Source organism: Micromonospora sp. MA102 (assembly GCF_025460765.1).
In the GTDB taxonomy this organism is placed as follows: domain Bacteria; phylum Actinomycetota; class Actinomycetes; order Mycobacteriales; family Micromonosporaceae; genus Micromonospora; species Micromonospora halotolerans.
The window spans coordinates 313,266-328,724 of the sequence record NZ_JAMWEG010000003.1; the positions used below are offsets into that span (position 1 = coordinate 313,266).

17 protein-coding genes are annotated in these 15,459 nt (G+C 75.3%); 14 read left to right on the forward strand and 3 right to left on the reverse strand.

Annotated features, from left to right (window positions below; genetic code table 11):
• Window positions 1–4: 4 nt before the first annotated feature.
• The gene (locus NFX44_RS08030) at window positions 5–802 is read right to left on the reverse strand and encodes an alpha/beta fold hydrolase (protein WP_262282869.1); all 798 of its coding nucleotides are present in this window, start codon (window positions 800–802) and stop codon (window positions 5–7) included.
• A gap of 111 nt (window positions 803–913) precedes the next feature.
• Between NFX44_RS08030 and NFX44_RS08035 the strand changes: the two genes are divergently transcribed.
• From NFX44_RS08035 to NFX44_RS08060, 6 genes are all read left to right on the forward strand, one after another.
• Window positions 914–1,516, forward strand: coding sequence for a helix-turn-helix domain-containing protein (locus NFX44_RS08035; RefSeq protein WP_262282870.1), 603 nt, complete (start codon window positions 914–916; stop codon window positions 1,514–1,516).
• A complete protein-coding gene (locus tag NFX44_RS08040; RefSeq protein ID WP_262282871.1) occupies window positions 1,513–2,220 on the forward strand; it encodes a hypothetical protein in 708 nt (235 codons plus the stop codon). The genes NFX44_RS08035 and NFX44_RS08040 overlap by 4 nt, the downstream gene beginning before the upstream one ends.
• Window positions 2,221–2,292: 72 nt before the next feature.
• The gene (locus NFX44_RS08045) at window positions 2,293–2,613 is read left to right on the forward strand and encodes a DUF2516 family protein (protein WP_262282872.1); all 321 of its coding nucleotides are present in this window, start codon (window positions 2,293–2,295) and stop codon (window positions 2,611–2,613) included.
• Window positions 2,610–3,497, forward strand: a complete 888-nt coding sequence (locus NFX44_RS08050) for an alpha/beta fold hydrolase (RefSeq protein ID WP_262282873.1) — start codon at window positions 2,610–2,612, stop codon at window positions 3,495–3,497. The genes NFX44_RS08045 and NFX44_RS08050 overlap by 4 nt, the downstream gene beginning before the upstream one ends.
• A gap of 11 nt (window positions 3,498–3,508) precedes the next feature.
• Entirely contained in the window at window positions 3,509–4,246 is a 738-nt protein-coding gene (locus NFX44_RS08055) for an alanyl-tRNA editing protein (RefSeq protein WP_262282874.1), read from the forward strand.
• Window positions 4,247–4,321: 75 nt separating this feature from the next.
• On the forward strand, window positions 4,322–5,236 hold the full coding sequence (locus NFX44_RS08060; protein WP_262282875.1) for an SDR family oxidoreductase: 915 nt from the start codon (window positions 4,322–4,324) through the stop codon (window positions 5,234–5,236).
• Here NFX44_RS08060 and NFX44_RS08065 read toward each other — a convergent pair.
• Complete coding sequence (locus tag NFX44_RS08065) at window positions 5,227–6,219, reverse strand: YafY family protein (protein WP_262282876.1); 993 nt, start codon at window positions 6,217–6,219, stop codon at window positions 5,227–5,229. The genes NFX44_RS08060 and NFX44_RS08065 overlap by 10 nt on opposite strands.
• A gap of 102 nt (window positions 6,220–6,321) precedes the next feature.
• Here NFX44_RS08065 and NFX44_RS08070 point away from each other — a divergent pair, with 102 nt between their 5' ends.
• The 8 genes from NFX44_RS08070 (at window position 6,322) to mca (ending at window position 14,521) form a co-directional block, all read left to right on the forward strand.
• On the forward strand, window positions 6,322–7,065 hold the full coding sequence (locus tag NFX44_RS08070) for an ABC transporter ATP-binding protein (RefSeq protein WP_262282877.1): 744 nt from the start codon (window positions 6,322–6,324) through the stop codon (window positions 7,063–7,065).
• Window positions 7,062–9,596 (forward strand): ABC transporter permease, encoded by a 2,535-nt coding sequence (locus NFX44_RS08075; protein WP_262282878.1) that lies wholly within the window; start codon window positions 7,062–7,064, stop codon window positions 9,594–9,596. Before NFX44_RS08070 ends, NFX44_RS08075 begins: the two co-directional genes overlap by 4 nt.
• A gap of 62 nt (window positions 9,597–9,658) precedes the next feature.
• Window positions 9,659–10,882, forward strand: coding sequence for a sensor histidine kinase (locus tag NFX44_RS08080; RefSeq protein ID WP_262282879.1), 1,224 nt, complete (start codon window positions 9,659–9,661; stop codon window positions 10,880–10,882).
• Window positions 10,870–11,514, forward strand: a complete 645-nt coding sequence (locus tag NFX44_RS08085; protein WP_262282880.1) for a response regulator transcription factor — start codon at window positions 10,870–10,872, stop codon at window positions 11,512–11,514. The genes NFX44_RS08080 and NFX44_RS08085 overlap by 13 nt, the downstream gene beginning before the upstream one ends.
• Before the next feature lie 24 nt (window positions 11,515–11,538).
• Window positions 11,539–12,333: an EI24 domain-containing protein gene (locus NFX44_RS08090; protein ID WP_262282881.1), complete on the forward strand. Its 795-nt coding sequence runs from the start codon at window positions 11,539–11,541 to the stop codon at window positions 12,331–12,333.
• 1 nt (window position 12,334) lies between these two features.
• A complete protein-coding gene (locus NFX44_RS08095; protein WP_262282882.1) occupies window positions 12,335–12,847 on the forward strand; it encodes an O-acetyl-ADP-ribose deacetylase in 513 nt (170 codons plus the stop codon).
• Between the two features lie 148 nt (window positions 12,848–12,995).
• A complete protein-coding gene (locus NFX44_RS08100) occupies window positions 12,996–13,613 on the forward strand; it encodes a TetR/AcrR family transcriptional regulator (RefSeq protein ID WP_262282883.1) in 618 nt (205 codons plus the stop codon).
• Window positions 13,614–13,666: 53 nt separating this feature from the next.
• A complete protein-coding gene (gene mca, locus NFX44_RS08105) occupies window positions 13,667–14,521 on the forward strand; it encodes a mycothiol conjugate amidase Mca (protein ID WP_262282884.1) in 855 nt (284 codons plus the stop codon).
• On the opposite strand, the gene NFX44_RS08110 is transcribed toward mca, so the two are convergent.
• The gene (locus tag NFX44_RS08110; RefSeq protein ID WP_262282885.1) at window positions 14,514–15,419 is read right to left on the reverse strand and encodes a GNAT family N-acetyltransferase; all 906 of its coding nucleotides are present in this window, start codon (window positions 15,417–15,419) and stop codon (window positions 14,514–14,516) included. The two genes, mca and NFX44_RS08110, sit on opposite strands and share 8 nt — an antisense overlap.
• Window positions 15,420–15,459 lie beyond the last annotated feature (40 nt).

A 15,459-nucleotide genomic window follows, 5' to 3' on the forward strand; every position in this document is an offset into this window, starting at 1 on the left:
GCGGTCAGGGGAGGAAGTCGAGCAGCGCGGCGTTGACCGGCTCGGGGCGCTCCAGCGGCAGCAGGTGACCGGCGTCCGGCACGTCCGGCAGCCGCACGCCCCGGGGGGCCTCGGCGGCGATCCGGTCGGCCAGCCGGCGGATGTCGGCCAGGTCGTCCGCGCCCGCGGCGGCCAGCACCGGCATGCGCAGCTCGGCCAGCCGGTCGATCGCCGGCGGGTCCAGCTCGCCCGCCTCGACCGCGCTGAGCGCCTGCTCGGCGGCGAGCGCCCGGCGGTCCATCTCCTCGGCGAACCGGATCAGCTCGGGGTCGACGGCGGCCGGCTCGCGGGTCGGGCCGACCACCCAGAACCGCACCTCGCCGGCCGCCGTCGCCCCGAAGTCCTCCGGGTCGACGTCGCCGACCAGCTGCTCCCAGAGCTGCTCGGTCTCCTCGGACCACTCGTTGCCGGAGACCGGGGCGCCGAAGAGGGCCAGCGCGGCGACCCGGTCCGGGTACGCCAGCGCGGTGTCCACCGCGACCTTGCCGCCGAACGAGCAGCCCACCAGCGCGGCCTGCGTCACGCCCAGCGCGTCGAGCAGGCCGATCACGTCGTCGTGGTGCGCGAACGGGGCGGGGGGCAGCTCGGAGTCGCCGTAGCCGCGCAGGTCGACGGCGATGACCCGGTGCCGGGCGGCGAGCGCGGGCACCTGGTTCCGCCACATCCGCCGGTCGGCGATGCCGGCGTGCAGCAGCACCACCGGGCTGCCGCTGCCGGCCTCGTCGTAGGCGAGCGAGGAACCGTTGACTTCGATCTTGGCCACGGGGGAACCGTACGGACGCGACAGTCCACGCGCAACCGGCTATCGGTGACGTCGCTAACTCTGGCAAGCGTTTTGCTTGCAGCAGCTAGCAGCCCGGGCTAGCGTGGAGTCATGGCCACCAGCAAGGACCTTCCCGACGTCGGCGGGTTCATTCGCGACCTGCGCCGCAACGCGAAGATCTCGCTGCGGCAGCTCGCCGAGCAGGCCGGCGTCAGCAACCCGTACCTGAGCCAGATCGAGCGCGGCCTGCGCAAGCCGAGCGCCGAGGTGCTCCAGCAGCTCGCCAGCGCCCTGCGTGTCTCCACCCCGGCCATGTACCTGCGGGCCGGGCTGCTGGACGACAAGGAGGGGCAGGGCGTGCTCGCGGCGATCGCCGTCGACCCCGAGCTGACCATGGCCCAGAAGCAGTCGCTCACCCAGATCTACGAGACGTTCCGCCGGGAGAACGCGCGCCTCGCCGAGGCGACCGCGACGGCCCAGGCGGCAACCGAACCGGCCGAACCGGCCACCGCGCCGGAGGCTCCGGCCACCGTCGCGCCGACCGCGACCGGTCCCACGACACCGGACGGCACCCCGACCGAGGCGGTCCTCGAGTCGGTCGCCGTCACCGAGGCGGGCCACGCCCCCGCCCCGACCACCGCCGTCCCCCAGAAGAAGACCACCCGCGGGGTGGTCCGGAAGGCCGCCGGTGCGGCCGAAGAGGAGCAGTCATGAACCCCCAGCCGAAGACCAACCGCATCCCGGCCCCCGTCTACGCCGCCGCCGGCGCCGGTGAGCTGGCCCTCCAGCAGCTGCGCAAGCTGCCCACCGTGGTCGGTGACCTCGGCACCCGCGTCGTCGCCGACCTCGGTGGCAAGGCCGTCGTCACCGGTTTCGAGCTGCGCCAGAAGGCGACCGAGACGCTGCGGACCGCCAACCTGACCGCCACCGGGCTGCGGGAGAAGGCCGGCTCGGCCGACCTCGACCTGGACAAGCTCCGCGAGGCCGCCAACCTGGACAAGCTCCGGGAGACCGCCAACCTGGACAAGCTCCGCGAGGCCACCAACCTGGACAAGCTCCGGGAGGCAGCCGGCCGCAACGCCGCCGCCGTCCTGGCCGGTGCGCAGGCCGCGCAGGAGCGCGCCCTGACCGCGTACGCCGAGCTGGTCGCCCGCGGTGAGCGGGTGGTCGGCGCGGGCGTGCTGGAGGCCGCCGACACGGTGAACGCCGACATCGAGGCGACCGAGGCCGTCACCACTCCGGCCGCGCCGGCCGCCCCGCCGGCCGAGGTGCCCACCCCGGCCGAGGTGGCCGAGGTCGTCGAGGCCAAGCCCGCCGCCGTGAAGCGGACCCGGGCCACCAAGGCGACCGCCGCCAAGGCCACCCCGTCGGCGAAGCTGCCGAAGACCACGAAGCGGACCCGCCCCGCCGCCGAGTGAGTCGAACCTGGACCGAGACCCCGGACGCCGTCCTGTCGGACGTTTCCGGGGTCTCGGCATAAGCTTGCCGACATGGCCTACGCCGCGCCGCTCTTCTTCGACGACGTCCGCCTCGTGATCGAGCTGATCCTGCTCGTGTTCGCTCTGGTCATCGAGGCTGTCTCCCTGGTGCACGCGATCACCCAACGCTCCGACGCGTTCGCGGCCATCGGCACCCTTCCCAAGGGCGGGTGGATCGCCATCCTGGCGGTCTGCATGGTGCTGACCCTGCTCGGCGTCGGTGGTGGCGTGCTGAGCATCTTCGGCCTGATCGGCATCGCGGCGGCGCTCATCTACCTGCTCGACGTCCGGGTCGGGCTGCGCGACCTGCACGACGGCCGAGGCTCCTGGTGAGAAGTTTCCGCTGGCCACCGCCGCCCGACGGCGGCCCGCGCACCTGGGGCCCCGGCCCCGGCGCGCCCCGCACCGGCCGGCCGGCCCTGCCGGAGCCGGAGACCGAGCTGGTCACCACCCCGCACGGCGTACGCCTGGAGCGGCTGGTCACCGGCACCGGTGACCCGGTCACCGTGTTCGCGCACGGGCTGGGCAACGGGATCGCCACCACCCGCCCGTTCGGCAGCGGGGTCACCGGCCGGCGGCTCTTCTTCCAGTTCCGCGGGCACGGCCGGTCCGACTCGCCGCCCGGTCCGTGGAGCTACCTCGACCTGGCCCGTGACCTCCGTGCCGTCGCCGACCTCGGCGGCGCCACCCGTGCGTTCGGGGCCAGCCTCGGCGCCGGGGCGCTGTGCCGCCTGCTCGCCGAGAGCCCGGAACGCTTCGAGAAGCTCGTCTTCTTCCTGCCGGCCGTGCTGGACACCCCGCGCGGCGAGGTGGCCCGGGCCCGGCTCACCGACCTGCTCGACGCCGTGGCCGACGGGGACGCCTCCGCGCTGGCCGACGTGGTGTCGCTGGAGCTGCCGCCCTCGGTCCGCAACACCCCGGCCGGCTGGGCCTACCTGCGGCAGCGGCTCGACCAGCTGCTCCGGGACGGGCTTGCGCCGGGCCTGGCCGGCCTGCCCGAGCAGGCCCCGCTGCGCGACGCCGGGGTGCTCGCCGGGGTCACGGCGCCGGCCCTGGTGATCGGCTGCGCGGGCGACGACCTGCATCCGGTCGCTGTCGCCGAGCAGTTGGCCGCCGCGCTGCCCCGGGCCACCCTGCACGTCTACGACCGGCCGGGCGTGCTCTGGACGGAACGCGCCGACCTCCGGGAGCGGATCTCGACGTTCCTCAACGGGTAACGTCGGCGGGCATGGGCGTCACACACCACGGCCGCACCCACCGCCTCGACCTCGCCGACCCCACCCTGCGGGAGTGGCGGTGCACGGTGCTGGCGGCCGATCCCGAGCAGGGCATCGTGCTGGACCGGTCGGCCTTCTATCCGGGTGGCGGCGGGCAGCCGCCGGACCACGGGGTGCTGCTCTGGCGGGGGGTGCAGACCCGGATCGTGGGCACCCGCAAGGGCGACGACCTCTGGCTCGTCCCGGCCGAGGGTGACCCGGTGCCGCCGGTCGGCACCGCCGTCGCCGGCGCGATCGAGGACACCCGGCGGACCATGCTGATGCGCACCCACTCCGGCCTGCACGTGCTCTGCGGGGTGGTGTTCCGCGACTTCGGCGCGCTGGTCACCGGCGGGAACATGGAACCGGGCGAGGCCCGGATGGACTTCAACCTCCCCGAGGTGCCGCCGGACTTCAAGGCCCGCATCGAGGACCTGGTCAACGCCGAGGTCGCGGCGGACCGGTCGGTCGCCGTCCGGGTGCTGCCCCGGGCGGATGCGCTGGCCCTGCCGGACATCATCCGTACCCAGTCGAACCTGATCCCGCCGGACGAGCAGGAGGTGCGGATCGTCGACATCGTCGGGCTGGACGTGCAGGCCGACGGGGGCACCCACGTCGCCTCCACCGCCCAGATCGGCAAGGTCCAGGTGGTCAAGGTGGAGAGCAAGGGCCGCGCCAACCGCCGGGTGCGGGTGCGCCTGGTCGACTGAGGCCGTTCGGAACGGTTCGCGTGACGCCGACGAATCCGGACCTCCGCTGTCAGGTATCGGTGCCACGGTGGTCACATGACGACACCGCTGACAGGGAAGATCGCGCTCGTTGCCGGCGCGACCCGGGGCGCCGGGCGGCAGATCGCCGTCCAGCTCGGCGCCGCCGGGGCCACCGTCTACGCCACCGGCCGTTCCACCCGCGAGCGCCGCTCCGAGATGGGCCGGCCGGAGACCATCGAGGAGACCGCCGAGCTGGTGACGGCGGCCGGCGGCACCGGCATCGCCGTCGCCGTCGACCACCTCGATCCCGAGCAGGTCCGTAGCCTGGTCGCACGGATCGAGGCCGAGCAGGGCCGCCTCGACGTGCTGGTCAACGACATCTGGGGCGCCGACGCGCTGATCACCTGGGAGAAGCCGGTCTGGGAGCAGCCCCTCGACGCCGGCTTCCGCACCCTCCGGCTGGCCGTAGACACCCACATCATCACCAGCCACTTCGCCCTGCCGCTGCTGATCCGCAACCCCGGTGGCCTGGTCGTCGAGATCGGCGACGGGACCAAGGAGTACAACGACACCGAGTACCGGCTCTCGGTCTTCTACGACCTGGCCAAGGTTTCGGTGAACCGGCTCGCCTTCAGCCAGGCGCACGAACTGGCGCCGCACGGTGCCACGGCCGTCGCGCTCACCCCCGGCTGGCTGCGCTCGGAGGCGATGCTGGAGCACTTCGGCGTCACCGAGGCCACCTGGCGCGACGGGGCGACGAAGGACCCGCACTTCGTCATGTCGGAGACGCCGGCCTTCGTCGGGCGCGCGGTGGCCGCCCTGGCCGCCGACCCGGACCGGGCCCGCTGGAACGGGAAGTCCGTGGACAGCGGCGGGCTGGCCCAGGTGTACGGCTTCACCGACCTCGACGGCACCCGCCCGCACTGGGCGCGCTATTACGACGAGGTGGTCCGGCCCGGTAGGCCGGCGGACGACACCGGCTACCGCTGACCGTCCTCCGGCTCCCCGGCGTAGAGGGCGGCCGCGCGGCGGGCCGCCTCGGCGCACCGGGCCCGCAGCTCCGGCGGGTCGAGCACCTCCACCTCGGGGCCGAGCGCCAGCAGTTGGGCGTACGCCACCTCGACCGACTCGACGGGCAGCCGGAGCACCACCCGGCCCTGCCCGTCGGGCGGGCCGGCGGCGGCGACCGCCTCGGCGTGGACGAACGGGGCGTCGACCAGGTGCCGCAACGCGCGCAGCCCGGCCGGGGTGAGCCGCACGGTGACCTCGGCCCGGAGGATGTCCCGCAGGAACGCCTCGGCCTGCTCCCGCCAGTACGCCGGGAGGTCGAAGCCCTCGTCCCGATCGAAGCCCTCGTCGCTCACCTCGACGCCGACCACCCGGTCCACCCGGTACGTCCGCCACCCGTCGCCGACCCGCCCGACCAGGTACCAGACGCTGTTCTTCAGCACCAGCCCGTACGGCGCGACCGACCGGGTCACCTCCCGCTCGCCGCGCCGGTAGCGCAGCTCGACCCGCCGGTCCTGCCAGACCGCCCGGGCCAGCTCGGCCAGCCACGGCGGCGGGGCGGACTCCCGGAACCAGCCGGGCACGTCCAGGTGGAACCGCTGGCCGGTGCGGGCGGGCGCGTCCCGCAGGCTCGGCGGCAGCGCGGCGAGCACCTTCAGCTCGGCGCCGGCCACCGCGTCGGCCAGCCCCATGTCGCCGGCCGGGCCGGGCAGCCCGGCCAGGAAGAGCGCCTCCGCCTCGTCCCGGGTCAGCCCGGTCAGCCGGGTCCGGTAGCCGCCGAGCAGGCGGTAGCCACCGGCCCGGCCGCGGTCGGCGTAGACCGGCACCCCGGCGGCGGAGAGCGCCAGCACGTCCCGGTAGACCGTGCGCTCGGAGACCTCCAGCTCGCGGGCCAGTTCGGCGGCGGTCATCGTCTCCCGCGACTGGAGCAGCAGGATCAGCGAGATGAGCCGGGACGCGCGCACCCGCCCATCCTGCCCGGCCTCCGTCGCGGTAGGGCTGTCCCCACCCCGAAGATACGAGGTGACCGTGTGTTGCCCGGACCGCCCGGTGACGAGGCTGGGGACATGCGAAATCACGGAGCTGGCGGGCCGGTCGTCGAACTGGCCGATGTGGTGCGGAGCTATGCCGGCGGCAGCGGGACGCCCGCGCTGGCCGGTGTCACGGTCGCCTTCGCGGCCGGAACGTTCAACGCGGTCATGGGACCGTCGGGGTCGGGGAAGTCCACCCTTCTGCAGTGTGCCGCCGGCCTGGACCGGCCGGACGGGGGGCAGGTCCGCCTCGCCGGGCAGGAGCTCGGGACGCTGCGCGAGCCGAAGCTCACCCAGGCCCGCCGCCGACGGGTGGGCTTCGTGTTCCAGTCGTACAACCTGATGGAGTCCCTGTCGGTGTGGCAGAACGTGCTCCTGCCGCAGCGGCTCGCCGGAACCCGGCCCGATCGGGCGTGGGCCCGTGAGGTGCTGCACCGGGTCGGCCTGGCCGGGCGGGAGGACGACCGGCCCGGGCAGCTCTCCGGCGGGCAGCGGCAGCGGGTCGCGCTCGCCCGGGCGCTCGCCGCCCGACCCGAAGTGATCTTCGCGGACGAGCCGACCGGAGCCCTCGACCTCGGCGCCGGCCGGGAGGTGCTCGCGCTGCTGCGCGAGGCGGTGGACGACCTGCGTACCGCGGTGGTGATGGTGACCCATGACCCGGCGGCGGCCGCGTGGGCCGACCGGGTCGTCTTCCTCGCGGACGGCCGGGTGGTCAGCGAACTGGCCCAGCCGACGGTGGAGACGGTGGCCGCGCGGATGACGGCGGTGACGGCCGCATGATCCGCCTCGCGATCGGAACGCTGCGCCGCCACCGGGGCGCGTACCTGGGCACCTTCCTCGCCGCGCTGCTCGCCGTGGCGCTGCTGGCCGGGGCCGGCCTGCTGCTCTTCTCGGTGCTCACCGCCACCCCGCCGGCCGACCGGTTCGAGGCCGCCACGGCGGTGGTCTCCGGCGCCCGCGAGGTCACCCTCACCACGACGAGGGAGAAGCACAAGAAGGGCAAGACCAAGACGAAGACCAAGACCAAGACCGAACGGCTCAGCGGCGCGGGGACGCTTCCCGCGGACCTCGCGCCCCGGCTGGCCGCGCTGCCCGGGGTGGCCCGGGTGGTCCCGGATGCCCCCTTCCCCGTCGAACTGGCCACCGCCGCCGGGCCGCTGCGCGGCGCCGACGCCGCCCCGGTGATCGGCCACGGCTGGTCGTCGGCCGCGCTGACCCCGTACCGGCTGCGGGCCGGACACCCGCCGGCGGCCGGCGAGGCGGTCGTGGACGGCGACCTCGCCGCCCGGGGCGGCCTCACGGTGGGGGACGAGCTCCGGATCACCACCCGCACGGGAGTACGCAGCCTGCGGCTGGCCGGCATCGCCGCCCCGGCCGGGCGGGACGCGCTGCCCGCCCAGGGGGCGCTCTTCCTCGCCGACGGTGCGGTGGCCGAGGTCTCCGGCCTGGCCGGTCCCACCGCGGTGGCGGTGCTCGCCCAGCCGGGCGCCGATCAGGCGGCCCTGCTCGCGGCGGTCCGGGCCCGCGCCGGGGACGCACCGGTGCTGACCGGGGCGGACCGGGTCCGCGCCGACCTGCCCGGGGCGCTGCCCGACTACATCGGACCGATCTCCGTCTTCGGTTTCACCATCGGCATCACCGCCTTCGCCGCGATCTTCGTGCTCACCGGCACGGTGGCGCTCGGGGTCCGGCAGCGGCTGCGCGAGCTGGCGCTGCTGCGCACCATCGGGGCGACTCCGCGCCAGCTACGGCGGCTGCTCGGGGTGGAGAGCCTGGTCCTCGCCGCCGTCGCCGCGCTGCCCGGGCTGCCGCTCGGCGTGCTCGTCGCGCACCTGGTGGCGGCCCGGTTCCGGCACCTCGGGGTGGTGCCGGCCCAGTTCACCGTGCGGGTCAACCCGGTGGTGCTGTTGCTCGCCGGGTTCGCCGGGGCGCTGGTCACCCTGGTCGCCGCGCGATTCGCCGGCCGCCGGGCGGTCCGGATCGCGCCGGCCCAGGCGCTCACCGAGACCGTCGTCGCGCCGCGCGGCGGGATGCTGGCCCGGGCCGCCGTCGCCCTGGTCGCCACGGCCGGCGCGGTCGCCGTGCTGACCTTCGTGCCGCTCGGTGGTCCGTTCGGCATGGGCATGGCCTTCATCTCCTCGGCGCTGCTGCTCTGCGCGGTCGCCGCGGCCGGCCCGCTGCTGGTCCGCCTGGTCGCCGCGGTGCCCCGGCGGCTCAGCGCCGGCACCGGAGCGGCCGGCTGGCTGGCCGCCGCCACCACCCGCGCGGAGGTCCGCCGCACCGCCGCCGTGGCCGTGCCGCTGGTGCTGATGTTCGCGATCAACGCGCCGCTGCTGCTCAACGGCGAGTTGCTCACCCGGCTGGCGGGCGACCAGCAGTCGGCGCGGCTCGCCGGGGCCACCACCCTGGTCACCGGAGCGACCGGCCTACCGCTGGACACCGCGGCGCGGGTCGCCGCACTGCCCGGCGTCACCGGGGCGGTGGCGACCGTGCCCACCCGCGTGGTGCTCGCCCAAGGAGGCAAGCCCCAGGACTACGCCGCGCAGGGCCTGCTGCGCACCGGTGCCGACGGCGCGCTCGACCTGGCGGTCGAGTCCGGCGCACTGGCCGGTGACGGCACGTTCGCGGCCAGCACCGACCTGGCCGACGCGTACGGCTGGCGGCTCGGCGACGAGGTGCCGCTCTGGCTCGCCGACGGGGAGCGGGTAATCCTGCGGCTCTCGGCCCGCTACGCCCGGCATCGCGGCTTCGGCGAGCTGACCCTGCCGGCCGGCCTGGTCGCCGCCCACGATCCGCGCGGCCTGGTGACCATGGTCGCCCTGCGGCACTCCGACGGCGCGGTGGCCGAACGGATCCGGCAGCGCTGGCCCGACCTGCGGGTGGTGCCGACCGCGGCGGCGACCCGTACCGACGACGGCAACCAGCAGGGCGCGTGGGAACTGCTCGTGGTGGTCTCGCTGGGCTTCGTGGCGATCGCCGTGGTGAACACGTTCGCCATCTCGGCCGCGGCCCGCCGGCGGGAGTTCACGGACCTGCGGCTGGCGGGCGCGACCGCCCGGCAGGTGCACCGCCTGGTGGACCGGGAGGGGCTGATCACGGTGACCGCCGGGCTGGCCCTCGGCATCGCGGTCACCAGTGCGGTGGTGGTCCCGTTCAGCGTCGCTCAGGACGGGGTGTTCCGGCTGGTGGTGGCGCCCGCGACGTACCTGCTCCTGCTCGCCGGGGTCGCCGGCCTGGGGCTGGCCGCGGGCGCAATCCCGGTCCGGTTCGTGCTCCGGCGGCGCGACCTGCCGGCCCTCGGGGACCGGTGACCCTCCGCTCCCGGGCCGCCGCCGGCACGTCGGCGGCGGCCCGGGCCGCTACGATCCGCCGGGTGACGACGGCGACCGCCCGGAGCGTGGCGTACCTGACGGCCGGGATCCTCGCCGGTGCGGCCGGATTCGCCTGGACGGTGGCCGCGCTGCTCACCGTCGGCCTGCTCTCGGTGACCCAGCTCGGCGGCCCGGTGTTCCTCGGCGCGGCCTGGCTGACCCGCCGGCTCGCCACCGTCGAGCGCCACCGGGCCGGCTGGGTGCTCGGCCGGCCGGTGGACGAGCCGTACGAGCCGGCCACGCCCGGCACGGTGCATGAGCGGGTCGCCGCCGTGGCCCGCCAGCGGGCCACGTGGCGGGACCTGGCCTGGCTGGTGGTGTGCTTCCCCGTCGGGCTGGTCACCGGGGTGGTGGGGACGGTCCTGGCCACCGTGCCGGTGGCTGCCGTCCTCGCGCCCGCCTGGCTGTGGGCGGTGCCGAACGGGAACGCGCCGTGGCCGCTGCGGCCCCTGCTCACGACCACGCCGGGCCGGTTCGCGCTCGCCGCGGTCGGACTCCTGGTGCTTCCGGTGGCGGCCTGGCTGCTCCGCGTGCTCGCGCAGGGCGTGGCATCCGGCGCGCGGGCCCTGCTGGCGCCCGGCGCGCACCTGCGTCTCATCAACGAGGCGGCCCGGCTCGCCGAGACCCGCGCGCGGGTCGTCGACGCGCAGGCCGCCGAGCTGCGGCGGATCGAGCGCGACCTGCACGACGGTGCGCAGGCCCGGATCGTGGCGGCCGGCATGACGCTGGCCCTGGCGGCCCGGAAACTGCGGGCCGGCGGCCCCGCGGTGTCCGACGTGGACCTGGCCCGGTCCCAGCTCGACGAGGCCCTGGCGGAACTCCGCCGGCTGGTCCGGGGGATCCACCCGCCGATCCTCACCGACCGGGGCCTGCACGCCGCCCTCGCCGCCCTGGCCGCCGACAGCCCGCTCGACGTCCGGTTGTCCGGCGATCCGGACGCACGCCATCCGGCCGCGGTGGAGTCGGCGGCCTACTTCGTGGTCGCGGAAGGGCTGGCGAACGCCGCCAAGCACGCCGACGCGTCCCGCTGCACCATCGTCCTGGCCCCCGGCACGGGCACGCTGACGGTGAGCCTGACCGACGACGGAAAGGGCGGCGCCGACCTCGCGGGCAGCGGATTGGACGGGCTGCGCCGCCGGGTCGAGGCGCTGGACGGCACGTTGACCCTCACCAGTCCACCGGGCGGTCCCACCGTCCTGCACGCGGAGCTGCCATGCGCATCGTGATCGCCGAAGACCTGCTGCTCCTCCGGGACGGGCTGGTGCGACTGCTCACCGACACCGGACACGAGGTGGTCGCCGCGGTCGACAACGCCGACGAACTGCTCGACGCCGTCGAGCGGCACCGGCCCGACCTGTCCCTGGTGGACGTCCGGCTGCCGCCCGGCTTCCGGGACGAGGGGCTGCGGGCAGCGCTCCGGCTGCGGGCCGGCGGGCGGGACACCCGGGTGCTGATCCTGTCGCAGTACGTCGAGCGGGCGTACGCCGCCGAACTTCTGGCCGACGGTCGGGGCGGGGTGGGCTACCTGCTCAAGGACCGGGTGACCGCGCTGGACGACTTCCTGGACGCGGTGGACCGCGTGGCGGCCGGCGGGACGGTGATGGACCCGGAGGTGGTGCGCCAGCTCTTCACGCGCAACAGCCGACGGTCCGGCGTGGATGCGCTGACCCCGCGGGAACGCGAGGTGCTGGGGCTGATGGCGCAGGGGATGTCGAACTCGGCGATCTGCGCGGCCCTGGTGCTCGCCCCGGTGAGCGTCGAGAAGCACATCACCAACATCTTCGCCAAGCTCGACCTGCCGCCGGCCGACGACGCGCACCGTCGGGTCCGGGCCGTGCTCGCGTACCTCAACGGGTGATCCGCCGGACTAGGCTCTCCGGTCGTGGACGCACCCCGCCTCGCCGCGCCCGTGACCGGCGCCGTCACCCGCTTCCTCGCCGGCGCCGGCCTGCTGCTGCGTGGTCTCGGCCTCTACGTCCGCAGCCCCGGCCTCATGCTGTTCGGTATCGTGCCGGCCCTGATCTCCGGCGTGCTCTTCGTGGCCCTGTTCGCCACCCTTCTCTACTTCGTGGACGACCTGGCCGCGCTGGTCACCCCGTTCGCGGACGACTGGTCGGAGACCTGGCGGAGCCTGGTCCGGGTGGTGGCCGGGTTGGCCGTCGTCGGGCTGGCCGGCCTGCTCGGGGTGCTCACCTTCACGGCGGTCACGCTGGCCGTGGGCGACCCGTTCTACGAGAAGATCTCCGAGCGGGTGGAGGACCGCCTCGGCGGCACACCCGGCGCGGTCGAGGTGCCGTTCTGGGCCTCGCTGCGGCGCAGCATCCTCGACTCGTTGCGCCTGGTGGCCATCTCCGCGCTGGTCGGCGTACCCCTCTTCGTGGCCGGTTTCATCCCGGTGGTCGGGCAGACGGTGGTCCCGGTGGTCGGCGCCCTGGTGGGCGGCTGGTTCCTCGCCCTGGAACTGGTCGGCGCGCCGTTCTACCGGCGTGGCATGCGACTGCCGGAGCGGCGGTCGTTGCTCAGGGCGGACCGGCCGACCACCCTGGGCTTCGGGGTGGCGGTGTTCCTCTGCTTCCTGATCCCGCTCGGGGCGGTGCTGGTCATGCCGGCCGCCGTGGCCGGGGCCACCCTGCTGGCCCGTCGGGCGCTGGGGCAGTCCGTCGTCGAGGAGGGGTGACATGGAAACTGTCCTGATCGAGGGGGACATCACCGCGCAGCAGGTCGACGCCATCGTCAACGCGGCGAACTCCTCGCTGCTCGGCGGCGGGGGCGTGGACGGCGCGATCCACCGCGCGGGCGGCCCGGCCATCCTGGAGGAGTGCCGGGCGTTGCGCGCCTCCCGCTACCCGGACGGCCTGCCCACCGGCCAGGCGGTCGCCACCACGGGCGGCCACCTGCCGGCCCGCTGGGTGGTGCACACCGTGGGGCCGGTCTTCTCCCCGCGCGAGGACCGGTCGGTGCTGCTGCGCGACTGCTACGCCAACTGCCTCCGGATCGCCGACGGCCTGGGCGCGGCGCGCGTCGCCTTCCCGCTGATCTCCGCCGGCATCTACGGCTGGCCCGTCGAGGACGCGGTGGCCCAGGCGCTGGCCGCGCTGCACGCGGCCACCCCGACGTACGTCGTCGAGGCGCGGCTGGTGCTCTTCGGCGCCGACACCTACGCGACCGCCGTCCGGGTCGCTGCGGGCTGAGCCGGGCCCGCCGCGGGGCGGGCCCGGCAACGGGTTCACCAGGTGATGCGCAGGTTCATCGCTGCCTCCCTCCGGTCCGGTCGTACGCTACGGACCGCAGTTTTTATGCTCAACCTAATTTTAGGTCGAGCACATGTATGCTGTCGGGGTGAGTGAGAGGCTGCGCGACCGCAAGAAGCGGCTGACCCGGCAGGCGATCTCCGACGTGGCGACCCGGCTGTTCCTGGCCCGCGGCTACGAGCGGGTCACCATCGCCGAGATCGCCGAGGCGGCCGGGGTCGCGAAGATGACCGTGACGAACTACTTCCCGCGCAAGGAGGACCTGGCCCTCGACATCGCCGACGACTTCGTCGCCCTGCTGGCGGCGACCGTCGCCGACCGGCCCGCCGGGGAGCGGGTACTGGCCGCCCTCCAGAGGCGGTACGCGGAAGCGGTGGCCCGGCGAGACGCCCTGGTCGGCTTCGCGGGAGAGCCGTTCGTCCGGCTGATCGAGGACAGCCCGGCGCTCACCGCCCGCCTCCGCGAGCTGCACGAGCTGCGCGAACGGGCCCTCGCCGCCCGGCTCGCCGCCGAACGCGGAACCGGCGCGGACGACGTGCCCGTGCGGGTGCTCGCGGCGCAGCTCGCCGGGGCCTACCGCGTGCTGTTCGGCGAGGCGTTCCGGCTGATCCGGGCCGGGCGCGGCGAGGACGAGGTGGCGGCGGCCCTCGCCGTGGCCGGAACGCGCACCTTCGCGCAGCTGGCCGCCGGCCTCGACCGGAGCTGACGAGACTCGACCGGAGCTGACGAGACTCGACCGGAGCCGACGAGAGGAGTCCGATGTCCACCCCGTTGCGGCTGCTGGCCGTGCACGCCCACCCCGACGACGAGTCCAGCAAGGGCGCCGCCACCCTGGCCCGGTACGCCGCCGAGGGGGTGGACGTGCTGGTGGCGACCTGCACCGGCGGCGAGCGCGGCGACATCCTCAACCCGGCCGAGGACCGGCCGGAGGTCCGCGCGGACCTGGGCCGGGTCCGCGCGGCGGAGATGGCCGCCGCCGCGGCCGTGCTCGGCGCGCGGCAGCGGTTCCTGGGCTTCGTCGACTCCGGACTGCCCGCCGACGGGGCCGAGTTACCCGCCGACGCGTTCGCCCGGCTCCCGGTCGCCGTGGCGGCGGCTCCCCTGGTGGCGCTGGTCCGCGAGCTCCGGCCCCAGGTGATCGTCAGCTACGACCCCAGCGGCGGCTACCCGCACCCCGACCACCTGATGGCCCACCGGGTGGCCCGGCACGCCTTCGACGCCGCCGCCGACCCCGCCGCGTACCCGGGAAGCGGCCCGGCCTGGGCGGTGGCGAAGCTCTACTACCTGCTCTCGTTCAGTCGCTCCTGGTTCCAGGTCCTGCATGACGCCACGCGCGCCGCCGGGCTGCCCTCGGCCATGGCGGAGGTGCTGCGGGAGCTGCCGGAGAACCTGCCCGAGCCCCGGGTGACGACCCGGGTGGAGTGCGCCCGGTACTTCGCCACCCGTGACCGGGCGCTGCGGGCGCACACCACCCAGACGGACCCGGCCCACCCGTTCTTCGCCCACTCGCGGGAGATCGAGCGGCGGGCCTGGCCCACCGAGGACTACGAGCTGGCCGAGGCCCGGGTGCCGGTCTCGCTGCCGGAGGACGACCTGTTCGCCGGGGTCAGGTGAGGTCGCGCACGCAGGACCACTGGCTGCCGACCGGCCGGTAGCCGAGCCGGGCGTTGATCGCCAGCATCGGCCCGTTCGCCTCGTCGTTCGAGGTGTACGCGGTGCGTACCCCGGAGGTCGCGGCCCGGTGCAGCGCCGCCTGCTTCGCCAGCCGGGCCAGCCCCCGGCCACGATGCTCCGGGACGGTGCCGGTGAAGTCCGACCACATCCGGTCGCCGTCCCGCTTGACCAGGCTGACGGCGGCCAGCGTGCCGTCCACCTCGGCCAGCGTGCTGGCGCCCTTGTCCAGGCCCACGTTCTCCCAGACCTCGTGGTGCCAGGTGTCGTAGCCGAGCGCGTCGGTCGGGACGTCGCCCGGCTCGTCCCGCGATGCCTCGGCGTCCACCTGGTGGATCCGGCGCGGGTCCACCTCGGCGGCCGACAGCAGCCGCACGCCGGGCGGCGGCTCGGGCATCGGCGGGGCGGGCCGGAGGTCCAGCGCCGAGTAGCGCAGCTCGCGGCTGGGCGTGAAGCCGTGCCGTCGGGCGAACGGCAGGGACTCGGGCTGCGACCAGGTGAGCAGCCGCTTCGCGCCGAGCAGGCGCAGGTGGTCGAGAGCGGCCGCCAGGAGGGCGGTGCCGAGCCCCCGGAGCCGGTGCGCGGGGTGGACGTGCAGGGTGGAGACCTCCCCGACGTTCGCCGCCGAGGTGGCGCTGTTCCGATACGCCGACACCCAGCCGACCACCTGCCCGTCCACCTCCGCCACCCAGGCCGCCCAGTCCTCGCCGGGCGGCGGCTGGGCGATCATGCGGCGGGTCGACTCGACGCCGCGCACCAGGTACGGGTGGACGACGGTGCGCAGCGCCACGACACCGGGCGCGTCCTCGGGGCGGGCAGGTCTGATCAGGTCCTCGGTCATCCGGCCGACCCTAGGGCCGGCGACCCCCGCTGGCGACGGG

Bases quoted from the DNA above. Each gene is read 5' to 3' on its own strand.
- NFX44_RS08070 (WP_262282877.1), top strand. From the start codon at position 6,322: ATGCGAAATCACGGAGCTGGCGGGCCGGTCGTCGAACTGGCCGATGTG.
- NFX44_RS08095 (WP_262282882.1), top strand. From the start codon at position 12,335: ATGGAAACTGTCCTGATCGAGGGGGACATCACCGCGCAGCAGGTCGAC.
- mca (WP_262282884.1), top strand. From the start codon at position 13,667: ATGTCCACCCCGTTGCGGCTGCTGGCCGTGCACGCCCACCCCGACGAC.
- NFX44_RS08110 (WP_262282885.1), bottom strand. From the start codon at position 15,419: ATGACCGAGGACCTGATCAGACCTGCCCGCCCCGAGGACGCGCCCGGT.
- NFX44_RS08075 (WP_262282878.1), top strand. From the start codon at position 7,062: ATGATCCGCCTCGCGATCGGAACGCTGCGCCGCCACCGGGGCGCGTAC.
- NFX44_RS08085 (WP_262282880.1), top strand. From the start codon at position 10,870: ATGCGCATCGTGATCGCCGAAGACCTGCTGCTCCTCCGGGACGGGCTG.
- NFX44_RS08055 (WP_262282874.1), top strand. From the start codon at position 3,509: ATGGGCGTCACACACCACGGCCGCACCCACCGCCTCGACCTCGCCGAC.
- NFX44_RS08060 (WP_262282875.1), top strand. From the start codon at position 4,322: ATGACGACACCGCTGACAGGGAAGATCGCGCTCGTTGCCGGCGCGACC.
- NFX44_RS08045 (WP_262282872.1), top strand. From the start codon at position 2,293: ATGGCCTACGCCGCGCCGCTCTTCTTCGACGACGTCCGCCTCGTGATC.
- NFX44_RS08035 (WP_262282870.1), top strand. From the start codon at position 914: ATGGCCACCAGCAAGGACCTTCCCGACGTCGGCGGGTTCATTCGCGAC.
- NFX44_RS08040 (WP_262282871.1), top strand. From the start codon at position 1,513: ATGAACCCCCAGCCGAAGACCAACCGCATCCCGGCCCCCGTCTACGCC.